This is a genomic window from Iningainema tapete BLCC-T55, from assembly GCF_014698965.1.
Lineage (GTDB): Bacteria > Cyanobacteriota > Cyanobacteriia > Cyanobacteriales > Nostocaceae > Iningainema > Iningainema tapete.
This window is the reverse complement of record NZ_JACXAE010000086.1, coordinates 15,290-38,630: the sequence shown is the minus strand read 5'-3', so window position 1 is coordinate 38,630 and position 23,341 is coordinate 15,290. Positions and strand designations below refer to the sequence as shown.

General features: G+C 43.1%; 20 protein-coding genes. 14 read left to right on the top strand and 6 right to left on the bottom strand.

Annotated features, from left to right (window positions below; all coding sequences use genetic code 11):
- Window positions 1–96: 96 nt before the first annotated feature.
- The 3 genes from ICL16_RS28175 to ICL16_RS46080 all read right to left on the bottom strand — a co-directional run bounded on the left by ICL16_RS28175 (window position 97) and on the right by ICL16_RS46080 (window position 4,109).
- On the bottom strand, window positions 97–2,091 hold the full coding sequence (locus ICL16_RS28175; protein WP_190834790.1) for an ATP-binding protein: 1,995 nt from the start codon (window positions 2,089–2,091) through the stop codon (window positions 97–99).
- A 41-nt stretch (window positions 2,092–2,132) separates the two neighbouring features.
- Window positions 2,133–2,942, bottom strand: a complete 810-nt coding sequence (locus ICL16_RS46085) for a sensor histidine kinase (protein WP_337907136.1) — start codon at window positions 2,940–2,942, stop codon at window positions 2,133–2,135.
- 81 nt (window positions 2,943–3,023) lie between these two features.
- Entirely contained in the window at window positions 3,024–4,109 is a 1,086-nt protein-coding gene (locus ICL16_RS46080; protein WP_337907135.1) for a PAS domain-containing protein, read from the bottom strand.
- Between the two features lie 396 nt (window positions 4,110–4,505).
- Here ICL16_RS46080 and ICL16_RS28165 point away from each other — a divergent pair, with 396 nt between their 5' ends.
- The gene (locus ICL16_RS28165) at window positions 4,506–4,733 is read left to right on the top strand and encodes a hypothetical protein (protein ID WP_190834788.1); all 228 of its coding nucleotides are present in this window, start codon (window positions 4,506–4,508) and stop codon (window positions 4,731–4,733) included.
- On the opposite strand, the gene ICL16_RS28160 is transcribed toward ICL16_RS28165, so the two are convergent.
- Window positions 4,730–4,975, bottom strand: coding sequence for a DUF7219 family protein (locus ICL16_RS28160; RefSeq protein WP_190834786.1), 246 nt, complete (start codon window positions 4,973–4,975; stop codon window positions 4,730–4,732). The two genes, ICL16_RS28165 and ICL16_RS28160, sit on opposite strands and share 4 nt — an antisense overlap.
- A gap of 224 nt (window positions 4,976–5,199) precedes the next feature.
- Between ICL16_RS28160 and ICL16_RS28155 the strand changes: the two genes are divergently transcribed.
- Window positions 5,200–6,612, top strand: a complete 1,413-nt coding sequence (locus ICL16_RS28155; RefSeq protein WP_190834784.1) for a glycoside hydrolase 100 family protein — start codon at window positions 5,200–5,202, stop codon at window positions 6,610–6,612.
- Here the strand turns inward: ICL16_RS28155 and ICL16_RS28150 are convergent.
- Entirely contained in the window at window positions 6,597–7,841 is a 1,245-nt protein-coding gene (locus ICL16_RS28150; RefSeq protein ID WP_190834782.1) for a tetratricopeptide repeat protein, read from the bottom strand. The two genes, ICL16_RS28155 and ICL16_RS28150, sit on opposite strands and share 16 nt — an antisense overlap.
- Window positions 7,842–8,006: 165 nt before the next feature.
- Window positions 8,007–9,716 (bottom strand): hypothetical protein, encoded by a 1,710-nt coding sequence (locus tag ICL16_RS28145; RefSeq protein ID WP_202895759.1) that lies wholly within the window; start codon window positions 9,714–9,716, stop codon window positions 8,007–8,009.
- 292 nt (window positions 9,717–10,008) lie between these two features.
- Between ICL16_RS28145 and ICL16_RS28140 the strand changes: the two genes are divergently transcribed.
- From ICL16_RS28140 to ICL16_RS28085, 12 genes are all read left to right on the top strand, one after another.
- Entirely contained in the window at window positions 10,009–11,541 is a 1,533-nt protein-coding gene (locus ICL16_RS28140; protein WP_190834780.1) for a flavin monoamine oxidase family protein, read from the top strand.
- A gap of 147 nt (window positions 11,542–11,688) precedes the next feature.
- A complete protein-coding gene (locus tag ICL16_RS28135) occupies window positions 11,689–13,224 on the top strand; it encodes a flavin monoamine oxidase family protein (RefSeq protein ID WP_190834777.1) in 1,536 nt (511 codons plus the stop codon).
- Window positions 13,225–13,670: 446 nt separating this feature from the next.
- Window positions 13,671–16,994: a ferritin-like domain-containing protein gene (locus tag ICL16_RS28130; protein WP_190834775.1), complete on the top strand. Its 3,324-nt coding sequence runs from the start codon at window positions 13,671–13,673 to the stop codon at window positions 16,992–16,994.
- Window positions 16,995–17,093: 99 nt separating this feature from the next.
- Complete coding sequence (locus ICL16_RS28125; RefSeq protein WP_190834773.1) at window positions 17,094–17,762, top strand: glutathione S-transferase family protein; 669 nt, start codon at window positions 17,094–17,096, stop codon at window positions 17,760–17,762.
- Window positions 17,763–17,814: 52 nt separating this feature from the next.
- On the top strand, window positions 17,815–19,062 hold the full coding sequence (locus ICL16_RS28120) for a cytochrome P450 (protein WP_190834771.1): 1,248 nt from the start codon (window positions 17,815–17,817) through the stop codon (window positions 19,060–19,062).
- A gap of 100 nt (window positions 19,063–19,162) precedes the next feature.
- Entirely contained in the window at window positions 19,163–19,537 is a 375-nt protein-coding gene (locus ICL16_RS28115; protein ID WP_190834769.1) for a VOC family protein, read from the top strand.
- 33 nt (window positions 19,538–19,570) lie between these two features.
- Window positions 19,571–20,815: a cytochrome P450 gene (locus ICL16_RS28110; protein WP_190834767.1), complete on the top strand. Its 1,245-nt coding sequence runs from the start codon at window positions 19,571–19,573 to the stop codon at window positions 20,813–20,815.
- 140 nt (window positions 20,816–20,955) lie between these two features.
- Window positions 20,956–21,174 (top strand): peptidoglycan-binding domain-containing protein, encoded by a 219-nt coding sequence (locus ICL16_RS28105; protein WP_190834765.1) that lies wholly within the window; start codon window positions 20,956–20,958, stop codon window positions 21,172–21,174.
- A 140-nt stretch (window positions 21,175–21,314) separates the two neighbouring features.
- Window positions 21,315–21,539 (top strand): peptidoglycan-binding domain-containing protein, encoded by a 225-nt coding sequence (locus ICL16_RS28100; RefSeq protein WP_190834763.1) that lies wholly within the window; start codon window positions 21,315–21,317, stop codon window positions 21,537–21,539.
- A 144-nt stretch (window positions 21,540–21,683) separates the two neighbouring features.
- On the top strand, window positions 21,684–21,914 hold the full coding sequence (locus tag ICL16_RS28095; protein WP_190834761.1) for a peptidoglycan-binding domain-containing protein: 231 nt from the start codon (window positions 21,684–21,686) through the stop codon (window positions 21,912–21,914).
- A gap of 287 nt (window positions 21,915–22,201) precedes the next feature.
- Window positions 22,202–22,723, top strand: coding sequence for a hypothetical protein (locus tag ICL16_RS28090; protein WP_190834758.1), 522 nt, complete (start codon window positions 22,202–22,204; stop codon window positions 22,721–22,723).
- A gap of 210 nt (window positions 22,724–22,933) precedes the next feature.
- On the top strand, window positions 22,934–23,332 hold the full coding sequence (locus ICL16_RS28085; RefSeq protein ID WP_190834756.1) for a RidA family protein: 399 nt from the start codon (window positions 22,934–22,936) through the stop codon (window positions 23,330–23,332).
- Window positions 23,333–23,341: the final 9 nt, after the last annotated feature.

Genomic DNA, 23,341 nt, shown 5'->3' with positions numbered 1-23,341 from the left:
AACATTTGCGTGTAATCCGCAATTACTTTCAGATTAACTGTTCAAATGTAAATCCTATAAAATATATCATAAGATGGCATTTTGAATATCTATTACTTAAGAATTATTTCCAGCTATTAGCTCGAACCAAAATCTACTTCCCCGTCCAACGCCTGATTCCACGCCCACTTGTCCACCCATGCGTTCAATGGCTCGACGCACGATCGCCAGTCCAATTCCTGTACCAGGGTAGGTTTCCTCGCCGTGCAGACGCTCAAAGGGATTGAAGATACGCTTGTGATACTGAGGAGCAATGCCAATGCCATTGTCTTCCACCCACAACCGTACCCAGCCTTCGCGCTGCTGTGTCCAAATGCGTATTTGGGGCTGAGTACCGGGAGGAACGAATTTAATTGCGTTTGAGATCAGGTTGGCTATAATTTGTACGACGCTTTGGTAGTGTCCGGTGGCAAAGAGCAAGGGTTCTTCTATTGTCAAGAGTACCTGATGTTCCTGGATTTTTAACTCTAGTTGAGCGAGGGCATCGGCAACTGCTAAACTGAGATTAAGCGATCGCACTGGTAAATTCAGGCGATTGAGGCGGTTGTAGACCAGCAGGTCACCTAAGAGTGTATCCATCCGTTCAGCCGCTTTCAGGATACGGTTGAGGTAATGCTGTGCAACAGAGTTGAGATTTTCTGCATACCCGTCCATGAGGATTTGGGCAAATCCCTGCATTGCCCGTAAAGGTTCGCGCAAGTCGTGGGAAATTGAATAAGCGTAAGTCTCCAAATCCTCGTTAGCTTCTTGCAGTTGTTGCGTCCGTTCGCTGATAATTTGTTCGAGTTCTGTGGTATAGCGGTGCAGTTCCTCTCGCAAGCGGGCTTGTTCAATGGCAATGGCAAGTTGATTGGCGAGTTCATGAACAATCACCATGTCCTCATTGGAAAGCGTTCCGGGCTGAGTTGTTCCCACGTTGATGATACCAAACAGCCGTCCTTCTGCATGAATCGGCGCATTTGTCCAGGCGCGGATGCCTTGGTCAAACAGACGTTGCAGGACAGCAGTAGACCTAGAATACTCTGCCAAGTTTTCGATGACAACTGCCTGATTCTGTTGTAAGGTTTCAATATTACTAAAATCCTGAAGAGGAAAAGTTTCGCCCACGCTGAAGCCGTAGCGCTTATTATTGCCATTGGAGCGAACTGCCAGCACCGTTGCCTGTTGGCGCTCCAAGTCAAACAGCGTGACATCCAAAAGTTGGCATTGTATCAATTCATACTCTGAATTTACGGCAGCTTGAGCAATTTCACTAATGGAGGTTGCTCGTAGGATGGAGCGGTCTAGCTCTTGGAGGTTCTCTAATCGCTGAGCATAGCGTTTCAAGAAAGCTTCTGAACGCTTTAGACCTGTCATGTCTTCGACTACACCCTCAATTACAGTTTGTCCGTTGATGGTGTTCAAAGTCTGGCTGATGCTAAGCCAGAGGTCTTCTCCCAAAGTATTGCGAAACTGGATTTGTCGCTCTCGCGGCTGACCGGGAACAAGCCCACCTGTGCGCGAAAACTGTCCATTAAACTGACGGGCATCCACCCCTGCTAAGGATTCTACCCCTAATAAGCGTAGAAATGCTGGGTTGCCTTCGATCAGTTGTCCATCGGGGATGGCGCGAAACACCCCAACATTGAGTTGGTTGAGCAGGGATTCTAGACGCAATTGGGTTAGGGCTGCTTGCTGTCGCTCTTGGGCGCGTTCCAAGGCTAATCTTACCGCCGTCCGCAGCCGGGGGTAATACTTGGGGGATTTGATGATGTAATCTTCAAGCCCCTCCTTCATTGCCTCCACTGCTATCTCTTGCGTCCCGGTGTTGGTAAACATAATCACCGGACGTTCCGGGTAGCGCGTTTTGAGCGAGCGCAGAATTTCCAAACCATTAGTCCAGAACAGTTGGTAATCGGTAACTGTTAAATCAAACCTACCTGCTGCCAACGCTTGGTCGAAACTAGCAGCATCAATGATTTGCTCAAGCTCAACTCCTGGAAACTCTCGCTCCAGTTCTCGTGCAATTAGGAGGCGAGCGTCTAAATTATCATCGATAATAAGTACATACATTAAACAAATATTATAAACTGTTTTTATAAAATTGGTAAATTTTAGCTCAATGGTTGCCTAGCCACTATCTTTAACTCTATCCAAAATCGGCTCCCTTTACCTTGATGTGACTCTACACCCACTCTTCCTCCCATGCGTTCGATGCCTTTACGAACAATTGCCAGTCCAATTCCTGTGCCTGGGTAGGTGTCCGCTCCGTGCAGTCGCTCAAAGACTTGAAAGATCCGTTCTTGGTGTTCTGGGGCAATGCCGATGCCATTATCTTCAACCCAAAGTCTGACCGAGTCCTCGCCAGACTCAGCGTAGATTCGCACACAGGGATGGCGATCGCTTGGTACAAACTTTACTGCATTAGCGAGCAAATTTGTGAGGACTTGAACCAAAATCGTGTAATTAGCCAAGACAATGGGGAAGGGAGGTTCAACCGTAACCGTTACCTGTCGCTGCTTTTGGTCACATTGCTGTTGATTGACCACTTCATTGACAATAGCAGCTAAATTTACGGGTTTGAGCTTAATGTCCACACGAGCCAATCGAGAGTATTTCAGCAAATCATTGATGAGAGTTTCCATCCTTTGAGCCGAACTGACGATGCGATGAGCAAACATCTGTCCTTGGGAATCTAGCTGACTGGCATAATCTTCTAGGAGGGCTTGAGCGAGTCCCTCCATCGCTCGCAATGGGGCTAGCAAGTCATGAGATGCTGAATAGGCAAAGGTTTCTAGACTTTCGTTCGCGGATTGTAGGGCTGCGGTGCGATCGGCAACTCGCTGTTCTAAATCATCAGCATAGCTTTGCAGTTGTTCCCGTAGTCGGGCTTGCTGGAGCGCAACAGCAATCTGGTTTGCCACCTCAGAAGCGATCGCCCGGTTTTCTGCATCAAAAGCTGAAGGAAGGCTGGCAAATAAGTTGATGTCGCCAATGTATGTGCCTTATACTACCAGTGCCATGCTGAGAAAACTTCGCATTCCTTCGGCAAACGCACGCTCTAGAAGCGGTGTGCGCTGAAGCATAGTGCCGATGTCTTCAATATAACAGAAATGCTCCCCGTGTTGTAGTTCAGGTAACGCCAAGTCAGTAATAGGCACTACTGAGCCAGGAACTTTGCCATCCACCCGTCCTGCCAAAACCTGAGCTAAATTAGTTTCAAAGTTAAACAGCACCACCATTGCCTCTTGGCAGTTTACTACCCGCCCCATCCTGGAGAGAGCAACTCGGGCTATTTCCTCCGCCGAGTCTGCTCTCAAAATGGCGCGATCAATTTCTTGCAGCGTTGTCAATCGCTGATTGGAACGGGACAATGCTTCTTCAAATTGCTTGCGCTCCGTGATATCCCGCGCTATGCCAATCAAACCAATTACATTGCCTTGAGCATCTCGATAGGGATCTTTTGTAGACAGATAGGTGCGAATGCTGCCAGCCATTGGCACCTTCTCTTCCAAGATTTGTGTTCTTCCCGTTGTGATAACTAAGCGATCAATCTCTTGAATAGTTTTTACTACTTCCGATGGAAGCAACTCGCTATCGTTTTTGCCGATGATTTCCTCTCTAGTTCTGCCGAAAATCCGAGCCGTCGTAGCGTTAATCAATTGATAGCGCCCTTGAAGATCTTTGACAAAAACTGCATCGGTTGTTTCTTCAATTACGGCAGACAAAAGATTGTCGCTTTCCTGTATTGCTCGCTCTACCCTTTTGACAGAGGTATTGAGTCCGCTCACTAGCAAAGACACTCCTACAAATAAGCTTAGTTGCACAATGCCATTTAAAGTAGCAACAGCTAGAGAATAGGTTGGAACCAAAAAGAAGTAGGCACTTGCCAAGCTACACAGAAGCGTAGTCAGTAATCCCGCTGCGTAACTGCCATACCAAGAGCTTACTACCACAGCACAGAACAACAGTGCCGAAGTACTGGGTGCAGTAAATCTTGACAAAAGTAGCTCTAGCAGCACAGCTAAAGCACTGGTGAACACAGCAACAAACAAGTCCCATAGCAGGTTCTCGCGTTTAGTTCGCTGCACCTTAACACCTCCACCAGTATAACAGCTCTACCCCTGTACTCCCCTCACCTGCTTGTGTATATCCTATCTTAATTGTGCTTCAATTACAGTCTCTAGCTCATGAACCACTGATTTTTTACCGCGAACGAAGTGCACCTGTGCTTTATGCTGACCTTCAATTCACAAATCGAATAGGATTAGTAATCAAAATATCATATTTAACAACTATCTTGAGTTAGTTGTTATTACTAGTAATTTTGTGTCAAAAGATAGATAGAGACTGTTCTAACTTTTGACAGATAAGTTGCATTTAACATGGTTTCTCCTTTGCAAAATCCACTCCCGCAGTATGAGTACACAACGAACCGAGTAGTTGTCTACTTCTGGTGCAGCAGCTTATGCTTATGGATTCCAATTATGTTTTTAGATTTAAAAGAGGCGATCGCGCTTTACCGTCAAGGACTCCTCTACGGGATAGAATATTTTATTTTTCCTGCTAATTGGAACCCGGTAATTTCAGTAGAAGCTATTAATGAAACCACTTGGAATGAATCTAATTTTTTCCAGCCCGTCTACATTCCTTACCAAAAACTAGAAGAAAATTTTTCTGCTAGCACTCGCTCTTTAAAGCCAATTCCTACCTAATTTTCTGTGTTTTTCTCTATATGCAAAGCATGATAGCTACGTTGTAATTCTTCCCAGAGAGTCTTAATTTGTTGGTAAGACTCTTCTTGTGAAAGTTTACCTAAAGTCTGTAAATTGCAAATGTAGCTAGTTCGTGTGGCAAATTCTTGTAGGTTGGCATTAAATACCAAAGCTTGCGGTGTAAATTCACCAGAATAGCGTCGTCTTTGATAGAGAAAGCTATGTAAATCTACTTCTTTCATCACAGTTTACCGATAATTTTTTACAGTTACTTGGGTTAGTCTTGTATCCTAATTAATTTCAATGTAAATCTTTGTCGTCATAAAAGCAAATATTTATTCTTGTCATTTTGATAAAGAAAATTGATGCAAACAGATGGTTAAGCAATCTAGTTTTAACCAGAAGACAATGCGGCTGTGAGATATTGAGTTAAGACAGAGGTAGGACATTTCATCGAAAACCCCTAATGAGTATAAAAACTGATCCCACTCAAGAAGCTCCAGAACTAGAAGCTTGGAAGCTACTGGAAAACTCGGTTATTTACTATGGCGATCGCCCAATTGGAACCTTAGCAGCTCAAGATCTTGAGCGGGAAGCCCTCAACTACGATCAATGCTTTGTCCGTGACTTCGTTGCTTCAGGTTTAGTTTTTCTCATGCGTGGCAAATCTGAGGTTGTGCGTAATTTTTTAATAGAAACTTTAGCTTTGCAAAGTCACGAAAACCAGATAGATTTTTTTAAACCCGGTCCGGGATTGATGCCAGCCAGCTTCAAAGTAGAGAATCAGGATGGAGATGAAGCTTTGACGGCTGATTTTGGCGAACATGCCATTGGCAGAGTTCCACCCGTTGATTCTTGCTTGTGGTGGATGATCTTGCTCCGAGCTTATGTAAAAGCGACGGGAGATATATCCTTGGCACATCAAGAAGACTTCCAGCAAGGTATCAAGCTAGTTTTACAGCTTTGTTTGGTGCATCGGTTTGCTATGTACCCAACAATGTTAGTTCCAGACGGCGCTTTCATGATTGACCGGAGGATGGGAGTCTATGGACATCCGTTGGAAATTCAAGTTTTATTCTATGGAGCTTTACGAGCAGCAAGTGAACTACTTTTACCAGAGAATGGCGGCGAGCAATATTTAAATTCAGTTGCCAAACGTTTAGCAGCTCTTCAGTATCATGTCAGAGAATATTATTGGATAGACATTAAGCGCTTAAATGAAATTTATCGTTACAAGGGCGAAGAATTTGGCAAAGAAGTTGCGAATAAATTTAATATTTATCCTGACTCAATCCCAGATTGGTTAACCGAATGGCTGCCAGAAACTGGGGGATATTTAGGTGGAAACTTGGGACCATCACAATTAGACTTTCGATTCTTTACGTTAGGAAATTTAATGGCGATTCTCACTGCAATGGCTGAGCAGCAGGAATCCCAGAAGATTATGGATCTCATTGAACATCGGTGGCATGACTTAGTAGGCATTATGCCGATGAAAATTTGTTTTCCGGCTGTAGATGGTTTAGAGTGGAAGCTAGTGACTGGTTCAGACCCTAAAAATAAACCGTGGTCTTACCATAATGGTGGTCATTGGCCTGTTTTACTCTGGTTATTGGTGGCGGCAGCGATAAAAACTGGTCGAGTTAACCTTGCTCACAAAGCTATCGATCTAGCTCAAAGCCGCCTTAGCTACGATGAATGGCCAGAATACTACGATGGCAGTAATGGTAGATTGATTGGCAGAGAAGCGCGGAAATTTCAAACTTGGACGATCGCCGGGTTTTTAGTAGCAAAAGAATTAGTAGCTAACCCCGATCATTTAGCCTTAATTAATTTTGAAGAAAACACCTGTTGTGAATCTACTCAAGCAACGCAATGAATCTGGCTGCGACTTTCTATTTGACACATAGCATCCAAGTAAATCTGATCGAATAAAGCTCGTTGCGCATGGCTACCACCAATCTCGTGTAAACGTAACATAACAGGTTGTAGTTGTAAAAGAGCTGTATGAAAGTCCCCATACGCATGGGCTACCATGCCACGAGCGGCGGGAATTGCCACTTCCACCCAATTTTTCCGCAAGTAAGAGTTGACAGAAAAAGCGTATTTTTGCATACTCAGCAACATTCTCGTTACTAAGTTGGTGTGTCCTGCTCTAGCCAGTGCGTAGACGTAATGCAAGTCTTGAAAAGCTAATGAATGTTCGTGTAAATTAGGGTATATATAATCACTCAAATCTTGCCACCTACTGCCCACATCAACTCCGCGTAATTCCAGTCGTAACAACAGTGCGATCGCCCCGACTTGATCTTTGGGAGATTCTTTGCTAGCGCGACCCCAAACACGAGTATCATAAAGTGCCAAAACCTTTTTTTTGTCGCCTCGCTCTAGGTAATACAAGGCTACATGCCACCAATTGTGTGTGTACAGCATGGTGTTGCAATTTTCCCAAGTATCAGCAAAACTCTCCATCCAAGTGATGCCTTCATCTACTCGTTGGAGAGTTTCCATCACATGCGCTACAGCATGATGCGCCCAAGGATTGTGGGGATTCATCGCAGTTGCCTTTCGACCCATTTTTTCTGCCTCATCTAGTCGATGGCACTGTTCTAAACCAAAGGCTACCATACCGTACAAGTAATGATTGTCTGGATTTGCACTCAAACAAGAGTCGGCAATTTTCCATAATCTCTGTTTGTCGCCTAAATAAAAGTAGTGATACTGTCCTTGCTGCACTGAGATCAAATCACGGGGAAACTTGGCGGCAATTTGATCGTGTAATAAAATTGCTTTGTCTATTTCTGTTGCCGCCCAAGCAGAAATTGCCTGTACATACAACCTTTCTCTTTCCGTAATCTCTGCTAGATACTTGTGCGCTGTTTGTAGATGGGGTATAGCTTGTTTCCTCGTCCCACTTTCCATTGAGAGGAAATAAGCTGCAGCATAGGCATGAATTAATGCACAGTTTGGGTCTGCTGTCAACCCTTTAACTATCGCCGCTTCAATGTCCTTACCGTAAGCCAGTGCTTGATCGCAAAAAAGGTTAATGGCGGCGATCGCTTCTGTCGAATTTGTTGTCACTTCCAGTCCCTGAGCGTCTTCTAGCATTTTTCATTCCTCACTTTTACTTAAATATCATTATTCCTATCAATTTACCGTATTTAGATTTAAGTATGTCATACTCCTAAGCAAAATGGCAAGAGCAAAGTACTATAAATTGATAGACAAAAAGTATTTTTTTGGCTAAAAAATCTGTGTCTATTGATAATCTCCCTACACCGTAGTTTTAATCACACATTCTGCCTGAAGTACAATCAATGTGTCAGTTTCTACTACAGAACAACGTTTGAGTGTGCTGACTAGAGCCGGGGTAATTCCCTGCTCTAGTGTAGTTAAAATATCTTTTGCTATCATCTGCCACTGTTGAAACCAAGGATTAGTGTTGATATATTCAGGTGTAAATGCTGTGCGATCTAGCATGATAAAATCTACATTATACGTCTGAATAAAATTTTGAACTTCTGCCAAATTTGGAGTGTACTGAGCGCGAATTAGATCCGTAGCGCGTTGGTTAATTTGACGCCCATAGCTGACATGGTAAGGAACTGCATATTCCCAGCCTACCAAGATTGAGCGCTGGGAAAAAGTTGGAAGATTATCTGTCTCTGGCGACAGTCCGGCAATGAGAATATCTTTTGGTTGCTGCCGAAAAAACTCATACACTGCTGGTGCTTCACCTACAACGTAATTACTGTTTGGGAACTGTGGCAGTGACAGGGGATAAAAAACGAGTACAGTTACGAATAGGAAAGTTAATCCCAAGGCAAAAAACTGTCGTCGGAGAAATTGAGGCTGTTGGCAAGTGCGAAAAACTGCATCTAGTATTACAGCGATCGCTATTCCGGCAGCCACAATCATGACAAACTTGAGTGTATACCGCGTATAACGTGCGGGAGCGAAGAGCTTGTAAAGCGTAAAATGGGCGGCAAAAAACATCCCTAAAGATACTAGTGCAATCTTCCGTAAAAGTACGATATTAGTAACTTTTTTAACCAAAGGAAAGCGTTCGGGATAGCGTAGCAGTATCGGGAATAAAAACCCCATTGAGGATAGTGGGTGTTCTAATATATTTGGCAGAATACCACTATGCTGTCCTAATAGCCAAAACTGGAAGGGATTATCATCAAAAAAAGGTATTCGTCCTGTTTCAGAAAATTCTGGTAATGCTTTAACTGCATTTGGTGTGACTACAGAGCCATACTCAGTAGAACTCAAAGCATAAGGCAGCATCACAATCAAAGCAAGTACCAGCCCAGTAACGCTAAATACATAATCTCGGCGATTCTGAGATAAACGGGGGAGCTTTTCTTGCCAGTGCCATAGTCTCAAGATTAAGATACCGACTATGATAAACAACAACGGTGGGTAAAACAATCCAGTCAGGGCGATCGCGATGAGACATGGAAGTACGTTTTGTCGTAGCAAATAGTACACAAACGCTAGAAACAGGAGATAAATAAAAGCCCTGGGCGTAGCAGAAACTAAATCATCTCTCATTAACAGATTTTGATTGAACAGCAGCGTAGTAATAAATCCGCATACTGGGACTGGCAATATCTGCATACAGACAGCAAAACAGTAACCATTTGTCAGTAAAAGCAACAAGATTGGTAAGAATTTGCTAAAGTAAAGTGGATCGATACCCACAGATGCTATTACTTGATAGAGAGCAGCATATCCAAATGGTGTTACTGATTTAAAATAGTCGCTAATCAAATCATTTGGCAGCAAGTCTGGCTCTAAAAATCTTTGCATCCAAGATACATAAACTCGTGCATCATCTTGTACTACGTAAGCGCTCCCGAACGCCTGCTTTAGCTCTAAAAGACTATAAATAATTGCAAAAGTCAGACTTAAACCGAACCAAAATCTCTTCTGAGATTTCCACATTTTGATAGTTAAAAAAGTTTGCTCTCGGGTCATGAAAATACGTACAGTGAGAAAATACTAGTTATTTATTTACTGCTGTTCTTATCTAAAATATTCCTTAACTATTCGCTTCATCAGACTTAATTTTAATAGAGATCGACCGAATTTAATTGTGCATTGTCTACAACCCATGTAGAGACGCGAAATTTCGCGTCTCTACATTATTTTTCACTTTTTACCCAAAAGTTGAGTGGGCGTGCATAAACAAAAATTCCCCTCCGGTATGAAAGTGATGAAGCGGTGGAACACCGAACACAAAACAAACAACGGTAAGAGGAATAGAAAAATGGATACTACAACAATGCTCGATATGTGCAAACTAGCTAACTTTGAAAAAGGAAAGCGCATCACCATTTTGGGTGCGGGAATTGCTGGTTTGGTTGCTGCCTACGAGTTGTCCAAGCTAGGTCATGAAGTAGATATAATGGAAGGTAGCCCACGCATTGGTGGTCGAGTTTTAACACATCGTTTTGGTAATGAACCAGATGCACCATATGCAGAACTTGGCGCAATGCGGATTCCTAAATCACACCAGCATACACTGCACTATGTCTCGGAAATGGGGTTGGATGACAAACTTTGTAAATTTGTCACCGTTTTTGAAGAACAAAACGCTTTCATGAATGTTGAAGGTAAAATTTTCCGGATGAAAGACGCACCCCGCATTTTCCGCGAACGTTATCAAGGCATCTTTACAGATTCCCGCTACAGCGAGAAAACTCAACTGTTTGCCGCATGGCTGAAAACTATTGTTGATACAATCTCTCCTGGTAATTTACGTGAAAGTTTGGAGCAAGATCTCAAATCACACTTGATGGATGAATTGGAAAGACTGGATTTAGATCCTTATTTTAGTGTAGATGGCGAAAAAATTGACTTACAAGCATTTATTCAGGATCATCCAGGTTTCCGCGCTCGTTGCAGCAAAGCATTAGATATGTTTCTTTCTGATATTTTAGTGGAAACTAGTCACGATTTGTTACAACTTAAAGGTGGAATGGATCAATTAATCCAACGTCTGGTAAGTTCGATCAAAGCTCCGATTAAGTGCAACCAAAAAATCGTGGCAATGCACGTTGAGAGCGATCGCGTGGAATTAGATTACATAGAAAACGGACAGTTACACACCCGCGAATGCGACTATGTATTATGCACAATACCCTTTTCCATCGTGCGGAAGATGGAGTTGAGCGGATTTGACGAGCGAAAACTCGACTCCATCCACAATACTATATATTGTCCAGCGACCAAAGTTGCTTTCCATACCCAACAAGCTTTTTGGGAACAACAAGGGATCAACGGTGGTGCATCCTTTAGTGGTGATGGTGTTCGCCAAACATACTATCCTTCGGTGAAATTCAACCCCAATAGTGGTAGTACAATGCTGGCTAGTTACACCATTGGCGATGATGCTATCCGGATGGGGATGATGGATGAATCTTCTCGTCACGCTTACGTTCAGAATATTGTGGGCAAAGTTCACCCAGAACTTCAAACTCCGGGGATGATTAAAGATGTCGCTTCCATTGCTTGGGGTAACTACGAGTGGAGTGCGGGTGGATGCACTGTTCACTGGAGTGACGATATGAGCGATGAATCTAACCATACAATTTCCTACTTGGAAGCAGCAAGACCACAAAATACTCTATTCTTCGCTGGTGAACATTGTTCTAAATATCCCGCTTGGCTACAGGGTTCGATTGAGTCTGCATTGGAAGCTGTCTACGATCTTGTTGCTTACACTACTGCAAAACCTGTTACTCTCAAAGCTGTCACTACATTACAACATCAACCTCAAGTGACATCTCTGGCTGCTTAATCATCTTAAGTGCGATCGCTACTTCGTCACTTTTTTCCCAGAAATTGAGAACAAGTGCATAAACTCAAAAACCTCCCCGGTATGAAACTTTTGTAGAGGTTCAAACCAAGAAAAACAAACCGCATCATTTACTGGAGGCAGTCAAAAATGGATACTACAACAATGCTTTATCTGTGCAAACTAGCTAACTTTCAACCAGGAAAGCGTATCACCATCTTGGGTGCAGGAATTGCCGGTTTAGTTGCCGCCTACGAGTTAGAAAAGTTAGGTCACCAAGTAGATATAATGGAAGGCAGCCCGCGCATCGGTGGTCGAGTTTTAACACATCGTTTCGGTAATGAATCAGACGCACCCTATGCAGAACTCGGCGCAATGCGGATTCCCAAATCACATGAGCATACACTGCACTATGTCTCGGAAATGGGGTTGGATGACAAACTTTGTAAATTTGTTACCGTTTTTGAAGAACAAAACGCTTTCATGAACGTCAATGGTAAAATATTTCAGATCAAAGACGCTCCTCGCATCTTCCGCGATCGCTATCAAGGCATCTTTACAGACTCCCGCTACAGCGAGAAAACCCAACTGTTTGCCGCATGGCTGAAAACCATCGTTGATACCATCTCTCCTGGTAATCTGCGTGCAAGTTTAGAGCAGGATCTCAAATCACATTTAATGGATGAATTGGAACGGTTAGATTTAGAACCTTACTTTAGTGAAGATGGCGAAAAAATCGACCTACAGGCATTTATCCAAGATAATCCAGGTTTCCGCGCTCGTTGCAGCAAAGCATTAGATATGTTCCTTTCTGACATTTTAGTGGAAACCAGCCACGATTTGTTACAACTTAAAGGCGGAATGGATCAACTAATCCAACGTCTTGCGGCTTCAATTTCTGCGCCAATTAAGTGTAATCAAAAAATTGTGGCAATACGGGTACTAGATGACTGTGTTGAATTGGATTATGTAGAAAACGGACAATTACATACCCGGATTTGTGACTATGTACTCTGCACAATTCCCTTCTCAGTCATGCGCAAAATGGAGTTGGGCGGATTTGACGCTCGTAAACTCGACTCAATCCACAATACTATATATTGTCCGGCGACCAAAGTTGCCTTCCACACTGCACAACCTTTTTGGGAACAACAGGGGATTAACGGTGGTGCATCCTTCAGTGGTGATGGTGTTCGCCAAACATACTATCCTTCGGTGAAATTCAAACCCAATAGTGGTAGTACAATGTTAGCAAGTTATACCATCGGTGATGATGCCACACGTTTGGGGATGATGGATGAATCTTCTCGTCACGGTTACGTTAAAAACGTTGTTAGTCAAGTTCACCCAGAACTTCAAACTCCGGGGATGATTAAAGATGTCGCTTCCATTGCTTGGGGTAACTACGAGTGGAGTGCGGGTGGATGCACTGTTCACTGGAGTGACGATATGAGTGATGAATCTAATCATACAATTTCTTACTTGGAAGCAGCTAGACCACAAAACAAACTGTTCTTCGCTGGTGAACATTGTTCTAAATATCCGGCTTGGCTACAGGGTTCAATTGAGTCAGCACTGGAATCTGTCTACGATCTTGTTGCTCACAAACACAATCACAAACTTGTTACCATCAAGCCGAATGTTATTACACCACAACACCAGCCTCAACCAGCTATTGCTGCTTAATCATCAACTCGCCTTGAGTATACCCAGACAATGGGGGGCGCATTTTTTTCCTATGTTTTCTAAGGATACATCACATCCAGACCCCCCTCACGTTTATTACTGCATAAGTTCAATTGGGTGAAATCTACATACTAATTGTGACTTTATGAGTATCAACCTTTGCTAAATTATCTTGTGCTATTTATAAAGAAAAACCGAAGAAAACAAGAAATAACATTTGTGACAAACACAATGTATTTGGGAGCCAACTAAAAATGTCTTGTAAAATACATAAAAGTCAAGATTACAGTAATTATCAGGTAAAAATTAAGTAACAAAACATCACTTTATTACGTAATATCCGTAAATAATCAACCATATTACTGCAAATCATGTGTTTTTTTTGACGTAATCAGTGATTCAACAAGTCCGTTTTTTACCCAAAGCAATGAAGGTGGTTTTTTACTATGAGTATTTTAGATTTTCCCCGCCTACACTTCCAGGGTTTCGCTCGTATCCACGCTCCTACAGGACATAAAAACGGCAGCGTGGATTTTAGTACCAACACTTGCTATATGAATGGCAAACCTGTTGACCATAATTTTCCCGCATCTGAGTACCACAAATATCTCTACAATTTGGGACCCAGATATAATGCTCAAGGGGAATTGGATGAAAATGGTCCTTTTAGTATGGCAATGGGATGGGACTTTGGTGGTAATGGTCACTTCTCGATTGAAGCAAAAATTGTCAGTACGCAACGCGAGTTTGGACAAGTTGACGATCGCGATCCAGTAGTCGGACGCAATGTTGATTTATGGGGTCATTATAACGAATACGTTAAAACAACTTTCAATCGCGCCCGCTTCTTTGAATGCGATCCTGCTTCTAACTGGACTAACACCATTATGTTGGGGCAGTTGAACTTTGGACGGCTGGGTGCTTCTAATGAAGTGCCATACATGCTTTCCGCACCGATCTCCGGAATGCAGTTAGCTCGTTGGCAAGACTTCAACCATATCCGCGAATTGCCCGAACATTGCCTCAACGATGAGTTTAAACGAGCGGCTGTTTATCAGTTTACTATTCCTAAAGATGCCGAAGATTGGCTGTGGGGCGAAGACGCCGTCCAGTCGCCAACTGTCTCTATGTTGCGAGCAGCAATGAATCGTGAGGAAGTGTTGGGACTGGTAATGCAATTTAGCATTAGTAATATGTCCGCCCCAGAACAACCAGACTCACCAACTTTTTGGGAATTGCACGGAACTATCGGATTATGGTGTAAAGATGAACTAAGTACCTACCCTCATGGTCGGCTGCTAACTCCTCGTCATGTAAACAATCAAGCAGAATCTACGCTATCAAACCTCACCCTGCAAGTTACTCCTCAAGGTGTAAGTTTAAACATGGTCACGGCAGTACCGTGTGTGGGACGCGCAGCGAAGCCAGGACCTGGACCTACTCATACTATTGGTGAAAAGCTAGAACTGGGTGACTTGTTTGTTTGTACACACAGTCAAAAGTTAATAGCTTCCATACCCAAACAAGCGTATCAACGGGAAGCGCATCAACTGACAAGTGGAATTATAGATGTACCGCTAGCGTCCAAGTTTGAAAACATCTGTGATGAAATTGAACAGCAGGGTTTGTGCATCATCGGCACGCCGCCAGACGGAGAAAGACGAGTTCTAGTGCAAGAAGAAGAAATCAATCTTCAGGTAGATGACGCTTGTCTGTTTATAGAGTTTCCTAATCTACAGCGCGGTGAAGATCATGCTGTAGAGTTAGAGGTGCGGTCTTTTGTGCGCGGACGTCCGGCAGCGGTTGAGTCTGTCTATCTGCAACAATTCTACAATCCTAGAGCTTTTCCTCAACTGCTTGATGATGAAGGTAAGACTCACTTCCCTCGCAGTAGTGAAATGGAAATTATTCACTTTAAACCAGGAAGAGAGTCTAAGGGAGACTTTGCCCCCACATGCGTAATTTCTACAGATTCTTTGGGAAGAGGTTGGGTAACACTAAGGGGTGCTAACTCAGGAACTGCAAAAGTGTTACTTTCCACTCGCTCTGATGAGTTAAATTGTGATACAAATCACCAAGATGAAGCGGTTATTGCTTACGATAATGATAACAAACTAGGTTTCTGGTCTGGTGCGGGCTTCTTTGCTGTTCGGGTAATGAGTAATGATTGGCACTTGGAAAGTATTCCAGATGAAGCTGTAGATTTTAACCTCATCTACGAACACGTCTTAGCTTTCTACGAGTTGGCTTTCTCGTTTATGAAAGCGGATGTCTTCAGTCTTGCTGATAAATGTAAGGTAGAGACTTACTCCCGTTTGATGTGGCAAATGTCCGATCCGAAGAATAAATACAAAACATACTATATGCCGCCATCGCGGGATATGTCCCAACCCAAGGCAACACTCCTGCGGAAGTTCCTCAAAAATCAGCAGCGAGTCGGTTACGTTCCTTTAGCACAACCAGAGCCAAAGCCTCTCCAGCGCACGATTCAAACACGCCAAGAGTTGGTTGTCGCCTTGAAACAAGCGGCTGAGGTGGAAGTGGCGGTGATGCTGCAATATATTTATGCGGGATACTCGATCCCCAACTACGCCACTGGTGAAGAATATGTGCGACGAGGTTTGTGGACTACTGAACAGTTGCATTTAGCCTGTGGAGATGGTAAGGAAGTCCATAATTATGGTATGCGGGGTGTGTTGATTGAAGTGTCTCGCGAGGAAATGATTCACTTCTTGTTGGTTAACAATATATTGATGGCGATTGGAGAACCGTTTTATCCTGCCTGCCCTGATTTTAATGAATTAAATCGACGCTTCCCAATTGATGTAGACTTAGCCTTAGAACCATTTAATGCTACTACAATCCAGCGTTTTGTTCGCTTGGAGATGCCCGACTTTTTGGAGGAAAAACTTGCCCATGAAGTTCCATCGAGCAATCCTACAGTTGAACGCCTGCACGGTTATAGTGCATTGAGCGAACTGTATTGTCAGATTCGTGAGGCACTTGTGAATATTCCCGATTTATTTATGGTGAAAAAAGGTAGTACTGGCGGCGAACATCGTTTGTTTATGCGCGATGATTTAAACAAGGCTCACCCAGACTACCAGATGCAAGTTGACGATCTGAAGACGGCGCTATTTGCGATTGATATGATTGTCGAACAGGGCGAAGGTTGTCACGCAGAGTCGCCAAAATTTGCGCGATCACACTACCAACAATTCCGTCGTGTGGCAGATGCGCTAACACAAGAGCAGATGCATGACGCCGAGACGGGAAGAAAAGTACCGTGGAATCCTTCTTACCCAGCTTTGCGCAATCCTTCTGTGCATCATCGCGATTACAACACCAATGTTGTCACTGTTCCGCAAACCAGGGCGGTGATGGAAATATTCAACGAAACTTACTTTATAATGATGCAGTTGATGGTGCAACACTTCGGCTTAATGCCCACTGGTAGTTTGCGTCGCTCCAAGCTGATGAATGCGGGCATTGACGTGATGACAGGAATGATGCGTCCTCTTGGGGAATTGTTGATGAGTATGCCCTCAGGTAAATATGGTAAAACAGCCGGTCCATCTTTTGAGATTGAAACCCCCATTTATATCCCTAACCCAGAATTGGCGATGAGTGCGATCGCTCGAAGATTTGAGCAACTTGGGCATCAGGCACGCGCTACTCAAGTTATCCACAGCAGCGTCTACGAGATGTTTGATTTCTACGCCAGATTCTTTGAAGACTTGGCTAATCATCCCCAGTCTTTGTTTCATTAAAATTTGTTCTCAGTTATCAGTCCCCAAATCCCAAAAAAATGCATATATCCATTTTGTTCTCCCCTATGGATAAAACATCAACCGATAACTGAGAATATTATGAAACTTTACTACGCCCCAGCATCATCCTATTCCCAACGAGTCCTCATCGCTATGTACGAGAAAGGAGTTAACTTTACACCAATTTCTGTAAATCTGTTTGACCCCGATTTTAGGGAAAAGTACATGCAAATTAACCTTTTTAGCAAGATACCCACCCTAATGACAGAAAAAAATAATGTCATATTTGAGGCAAACATAATTATAGAATATTTAGAGCAAAACTTTCCTAATACATCCCGCCTCATTCCTCTTGATTCAGAAAGAGCAATAGAAGTGCGGATGCTCGAACGAATTATTGATGTATACATCAACAGTGGGCGAGAGGCTTTGTTTGCCGATACCCAACGTCCACTTGAAGAACGAGGCAAAAAAGAGGTGCTCAAAGCAAAACGGTTATTGGAAACAGCGCTCGAACTGCTTGATGAAAAACTGGCAGAGCGTACTTGGCTCGGAGGTTCCGAGTTTACAATCGCCGACTGTGCCGCCGCTCCCACCCTTGCCTACCTACGTATGGTCTATAACTACAAACACCTAGAAAACTTGACAAATTATGTCAGACGACTGGAGAAAAGACCATCTGTAGCAGTAGTTTTCAACGCCGGACGTGAACAAATGACACAAATGCTGTCTACCCTGCGGTATCCATTGCAACTTGTGTCCTTGTAAAAACGCGCTACCCAAGCGTCTCAACTCAAAACTTTTTCTTGGAGGTTAAACAATGTCTACTTCAACAATAGAAAGATTAAACCCATTTATCCCTGAAGTCATCCAAGACCCCTACACTGTCTATCGTCGCTATAGAGAAGAAGATCCCGTACATTGGGGAGTATCGGCGAATCCCCAATTGCCTGGTGCTTGGTACATCTTCCGTTATGAAGATGCGATGAAGGTGATGGAAGACCGCAGATTTGGTCGCGAGACTTTAAACGAAAGAGAGGACGTTGAAACCACACCAGTGCCAACAGCATATAATGCGTTCCTGTCTTTAGTAAGTAACTGGATAGTCTTCCGGGAACCGCCCAATCACACACGGCTAAAATCCCTGGCTAGCAAGGCATTCAGTGCCAAAATTGTCGAAAACATCCGTCCTGCCATCTTCCAAATCGCCGACAATCTGCTCGATCAAGTCCAGAACCGTGGAGAATTAGACTTAGTTGAAGACTTCGCTTTCCCTCTGCCCACCAAGGTAGTTGCGATTATGCTCGGTGCTAATCCAGACGACTTACCGTTGTTTCGTGAATGGGCGCTTGCCATGCAGCAAGCCAGCGCCTCCCGTTTGAAACCACCACCAGAAGTCTACGAGCGGGCAAATCAAGCAGCTCAATCATTTATTGACTATTTCACACCTCTAATTACAGAGCGACGTGCGCATCCACGTGAAGATTTAATCTCAGCACTAGTCAAGGCGGCTGATGAAGCAGACAAACTGACCGACTTTGAAATCGTTGCTACTTGTACCCACCTGTTGACTGCAGGACACGAAACCACAATTAACTTGATCGCCAAGGGGACTTTGGCATTGCTGCAAAACCCAAAAGTACTTAACCTGTTGCGATCGCATCCCGAATTGATCCCCCCTGCAGTTGAAGAACTTATCCGCTACGATACCCCGATTCAGATGGTGACACGCTGGGCATACGAAGACGTTGAAGTGGGCAACAAGTTAATCAAGCGCGGGGACAGTATAGGGCTAATGCTTGGTTCCGCCAACCGAGATCCAGCCCGCTTCAAAAACCCCGAAGTCTTAGATATACAGCGTGAGGAAAACAAACACAGCGGCTTTGGCGGTGGTATACACTTCTGCCTTGGTGCAGGGCTAGCCCGTGCTGAGGGTCAGATCGCCTTAAATGTTCTGCTCAACCGCTTACCAGAAATGCGTCTGCTAGACGAAAAGATTGATTGGGCAAACAACATCGTGTTTCATGGTCCCAACCACCTGCACGTTGCCTTCAAAAAACCTGCTTAAAGCTAATTGCTAATGGTTAGTTGCTAATTGCTTTACTACTATTAACTATTAGCAATTAGCACCCTTAAAAACATTTTTTCGTAAACAAGGTGCAATTCACATGAGTGTTATACAAGGTTTGACAAAAGCTATCCTCTACGTCAAAGATATAGACACACAAACCGACTTTTACCAGAACAAGTTGGGTTTAGCAATCAAATCTCGGCAAAGTATAGAAGGACGCATTGATAAGCAATGGGTGGAGTTTACTACAGGCGAATGTACTTTCGTGTTGCACGGCAATGTAGATAAGGAATTTGCTACCAATAAACCCTCATTATTAGCGTTTCATGTTGATGATATTGAAACCGCTTATAAAGAACTGACTGAACGCGGTGTCAAACTTGGTGAAATTCGTTCTCCTTCGCCAGGATTAAAAATTGCCGAAGGAGTTGATCCAGAAGGTAATTCATTCAGTATTGATTGTCAGAAATAAAAACCAAAACAAAGTAGAGAAACATGTAAACTTATGATGGGACAATCTGAAAATAAAACTTGCCCCCATCTTGGGGAGAAGTACCAACCATTTGTCAACCCACAGCTAGAAGATCCATATTCCTTTTATAAATTGGCAAGACAACAGGAGCCGCTATTTTATAGCCCATTGTTGAAAGGTTATGTTCTTACTAGCTATGATGAAATCTTGAAAGTACTTAAAGATCCAGCAAGATTTTCTTCAGGGGATACTCTCGCTCCTGTGATTGAATTTACACCTGAAACCCGTGAAGCCCTCAAGCAAGGTGTTCCGCGAGTTCGTGATTTGGTCAATAGCGACGGTGAAGAACACAAACGCTTGCGTGCTCCTTTTATGAAAGTGTTTGCACCGGAGCGGCTGGAGGCAATGGAAGGACCAATTAAGACGATTGCTAACAGGTTGGTAGATAGTTTTGTCAATGATGGTCACGCTGACATCGTATCGCAATTTTCTTACCCACTGCCCCTTGAAGCCATCCTCACTATGTATGGTATCGCCTCAGACAGAATGGCAGATATCAAAAAGTGGTGCTATGACATGGATGAATTGCTCTCCACGCCCATGACGCCAGAACGTCAGCTAGAATGCGCTCGCAGTTTTGTGGCGATGCAGCACTACGTTGCCAGTCTCATTGAGGAGCGACGCAAAGCACCTCAAGACGATTTAATCAGCAATGTACTTTCTTCTGACTTAACTATGGTAGAGTTAGTCAGTATTTTATGTGGGTTAATACAAGCAGGACATAAGACTAGTTCCCATATGATTGGCAATGCTCTAAAACACTTGCTAGAGCGTCCTCAATTATGGCAAACTATTTGTGACAATCCGTCACTCATTCCTACGGCTATTGAAGAGATAGTTAGGTATGATGCTCCTGTCACATCAATGACTCGCACAACTACACAAGAAGTTGAGCTAGCAGGAATGACGCTACCCCAGGGTAGTAGAATTTATTTAATCTATGGCTCCGCTAATCGGGATGAAACTAAGTACAGCAATGCCGATAGTCTTGAGATAGAACGCTTTAAAGATATCACTCCCAACCATCTTGCATTTGGTCATGGAGTTCATCGCTGTATTGGTTCCAACTTCGCCCGTCGGGAAGCAAGAATTGCGCTGGAGATCTTATCGCGGCGGCTACCAAATCTACGACTCAGCCCAAACCAAGAACTTATCCACTCTCCAAATATGATATTTCGTGGTTACTCCCACCTAAAGGTGGAGTGGGATGTGGCGTGAATTGACAAGATCTGCTCTCCATCACAAGCTTTGGTAACGTAGCGTGCTTACAGTACCTGCGTGCCATTGAATTGAAGTCATCCTGAGCAAAATTGGCTTCAGAATTTTCCAACATATCTAATTCAAGGAGAAACAAAACAATGAATATGCCTCCAACTTTAAAACTAGGTTCCACCGGTCCTGATGTAGAACGCCTGCAACGTGACTTATCTGGACGGGGATATACAGTCGCAGTTGACGGTAACTTTGGTGAAAACACTGAAAATGCAGTGAAAAAATTCCAGCAAGATAACGGTATCACAGCAGATGGTGTTGTTGGACCCCAAACTGGTCAAAAATTAGGTGGTCCTCCTGCATAAAACTCAGAAGTCTGACGGTAGATAGAAGTATGAAGGTTGAAGAATCACAAGTTTATATTTTTCCCACTTCATACCTCTTGCTTTTTCAAATTTCCATTTCGCACATTAGTTGATTTTATTCATTCAGGAGAAACAGAACAATGAATATGCCTCCAACTTTAAAACTAGGTTCCACAGGTCCAATGGTAGAAGGACTGCAACGCGATCTGTCGGCAAAGGGATATCTTGATGCAGGTGCAGTTAACGGCAGTTTTGATGCAACAACCGAAAATGCCGTGAAAAAATTCCAACAGGACAACGGCTTAACAGCAGATGGTGTTGTCGGACCCCAAACTGGTCAAAAATTAGGTGGTCCTCCTGCATAAAACTTAGAAGTCTGACGGTAGATAAAAAGAAGTAAGAAGGTTGAAGAATCACAAGTTTATATTTTTCCCACTTCATACTTCTTGCTTTTTCAAATTTCCATTTCGCACATTAGTTGATTTTATTCATTTAGGAGAAACAGAACAATGAGTGGTAACGTACCTCCAACTTTAAAACTAGGTTCCACAGGTCCAATTGTCGAGGGACTACAACGCGATCTATCAGCAAAGGGATATCTTGACGCAGGTGCAGTTAACGGCAGTTTTGATGCAACAACCGAAAATGCTGTGAAAAAATTCCAACAGGACAACGGCTTAACAGCAGATGGTGTTGTTGGACCTCAAACTGGTCAAAAATTAGGTGGTCCTCCTGCGTAATTTTTAAGCGATCGCCACACGGGTTGATAGCCCAAGCCACGATGCTTCAATCTTATAGATTTGATCCTCCCAACCCCTCTTAATCGGGGAGGTATCAAATCCCCCTTTTTCAGGGGAGCAGAGGAGATCTTTGCCGATGAATACGGTTGCTGAAATGCCTTATTTGTAGTATTGTATTATCGGTAAACAAGTACCTCAAACAAAAAAATTTTTGTTCACCTTAAGTTAGAAGTAACCACCTAGTAGCAAACTTAGATAGCTTTTTACTTCACATGAATGGAGGAAAAATGAGTACCCTTGAGACACCTTCTCAATCTAATTTATTAGGAACGCCATCTAATGTGATGGATAGCATTCAGAGTGAAGATTTTAGACGTGGACTTCTTTGGCATGGTATTTTTATTAGTTTATTAGGATTTGTTGCCGGTCTATTCTTACCCTTGTATGCTAATCCACGTGCAGGACTAGCTACCCATTTGCTCGGAATTACACAAGGAGTTTTCTTAGCTGTTATCGGTCTAAGCTACCCACACCTCAAGTTACCACTTTGGGTTGCTAGAGTAAATTTTTGGATGCTTCTCATCAGTGCTTATGTTGGTATGATTGCCGAGTTTTTGGGTGCAGCATTTGGTTTAAGCAGGATGTTTATTATTACGGCGATGGGATTACCTGAAGGTATTCCTTGGCTGGAAACTAGCACCGAAATCGCGATCAAAGGCATCAGTAACTTTATCTTCTTAAGCTGTTTGATTGTTCTCTTTGGCTTAAGGAAAACTAAAAGTGATTCCAGCTTAGTAGAAAAATCTTAAGCTGTTGCTTCTAGCGGATTAGTTTAATTGTTAATTGTTAATTGTTAATAGTTAATTGAACACAACAATTAACAGTTAACAATTTTTAATATGCTGCGGAAACTGAAATGAAGTTTACATCTTTTTTTATCACTGTCATTTTTTTGAGTACTACTTTATCTTATAGTGTAAAAGCTAGACAGTAAAACAATCAGCAAAAATCAGCAAAAAATGTCAGATAATACAGTAGAATATCTCACCTCTGTTGAGACAACTTCTATAAATCTTCCCTTTTCAGAAGCAGTACGTGTGGGTAATATGCTTTACCTCTCAGGAGTAATCGGCAACATTCCCGGAAAGAAACAACTTGTCAGTGGAGGAATCAAAGCTGAGACAAAACAAACGATGGAGAATATTAAACGTATTCTGGAACGGCATGGTTCATCTATTGATCGGCTAATTCAATGCAAGATCATGCTTGCGGATATAAAAGAGTGGGGCGCAATGAACGAGATTTATCTTGCTTATTTCTCGCCTTCAAGATTACCTGCAAGAAGTGCGTTAGGAGCAAGCGGTTTAGCTTTAAATGCACGAGTGGAAATCGAATGTATAGCGTTCAACCCTCTGTAAATAATTAAA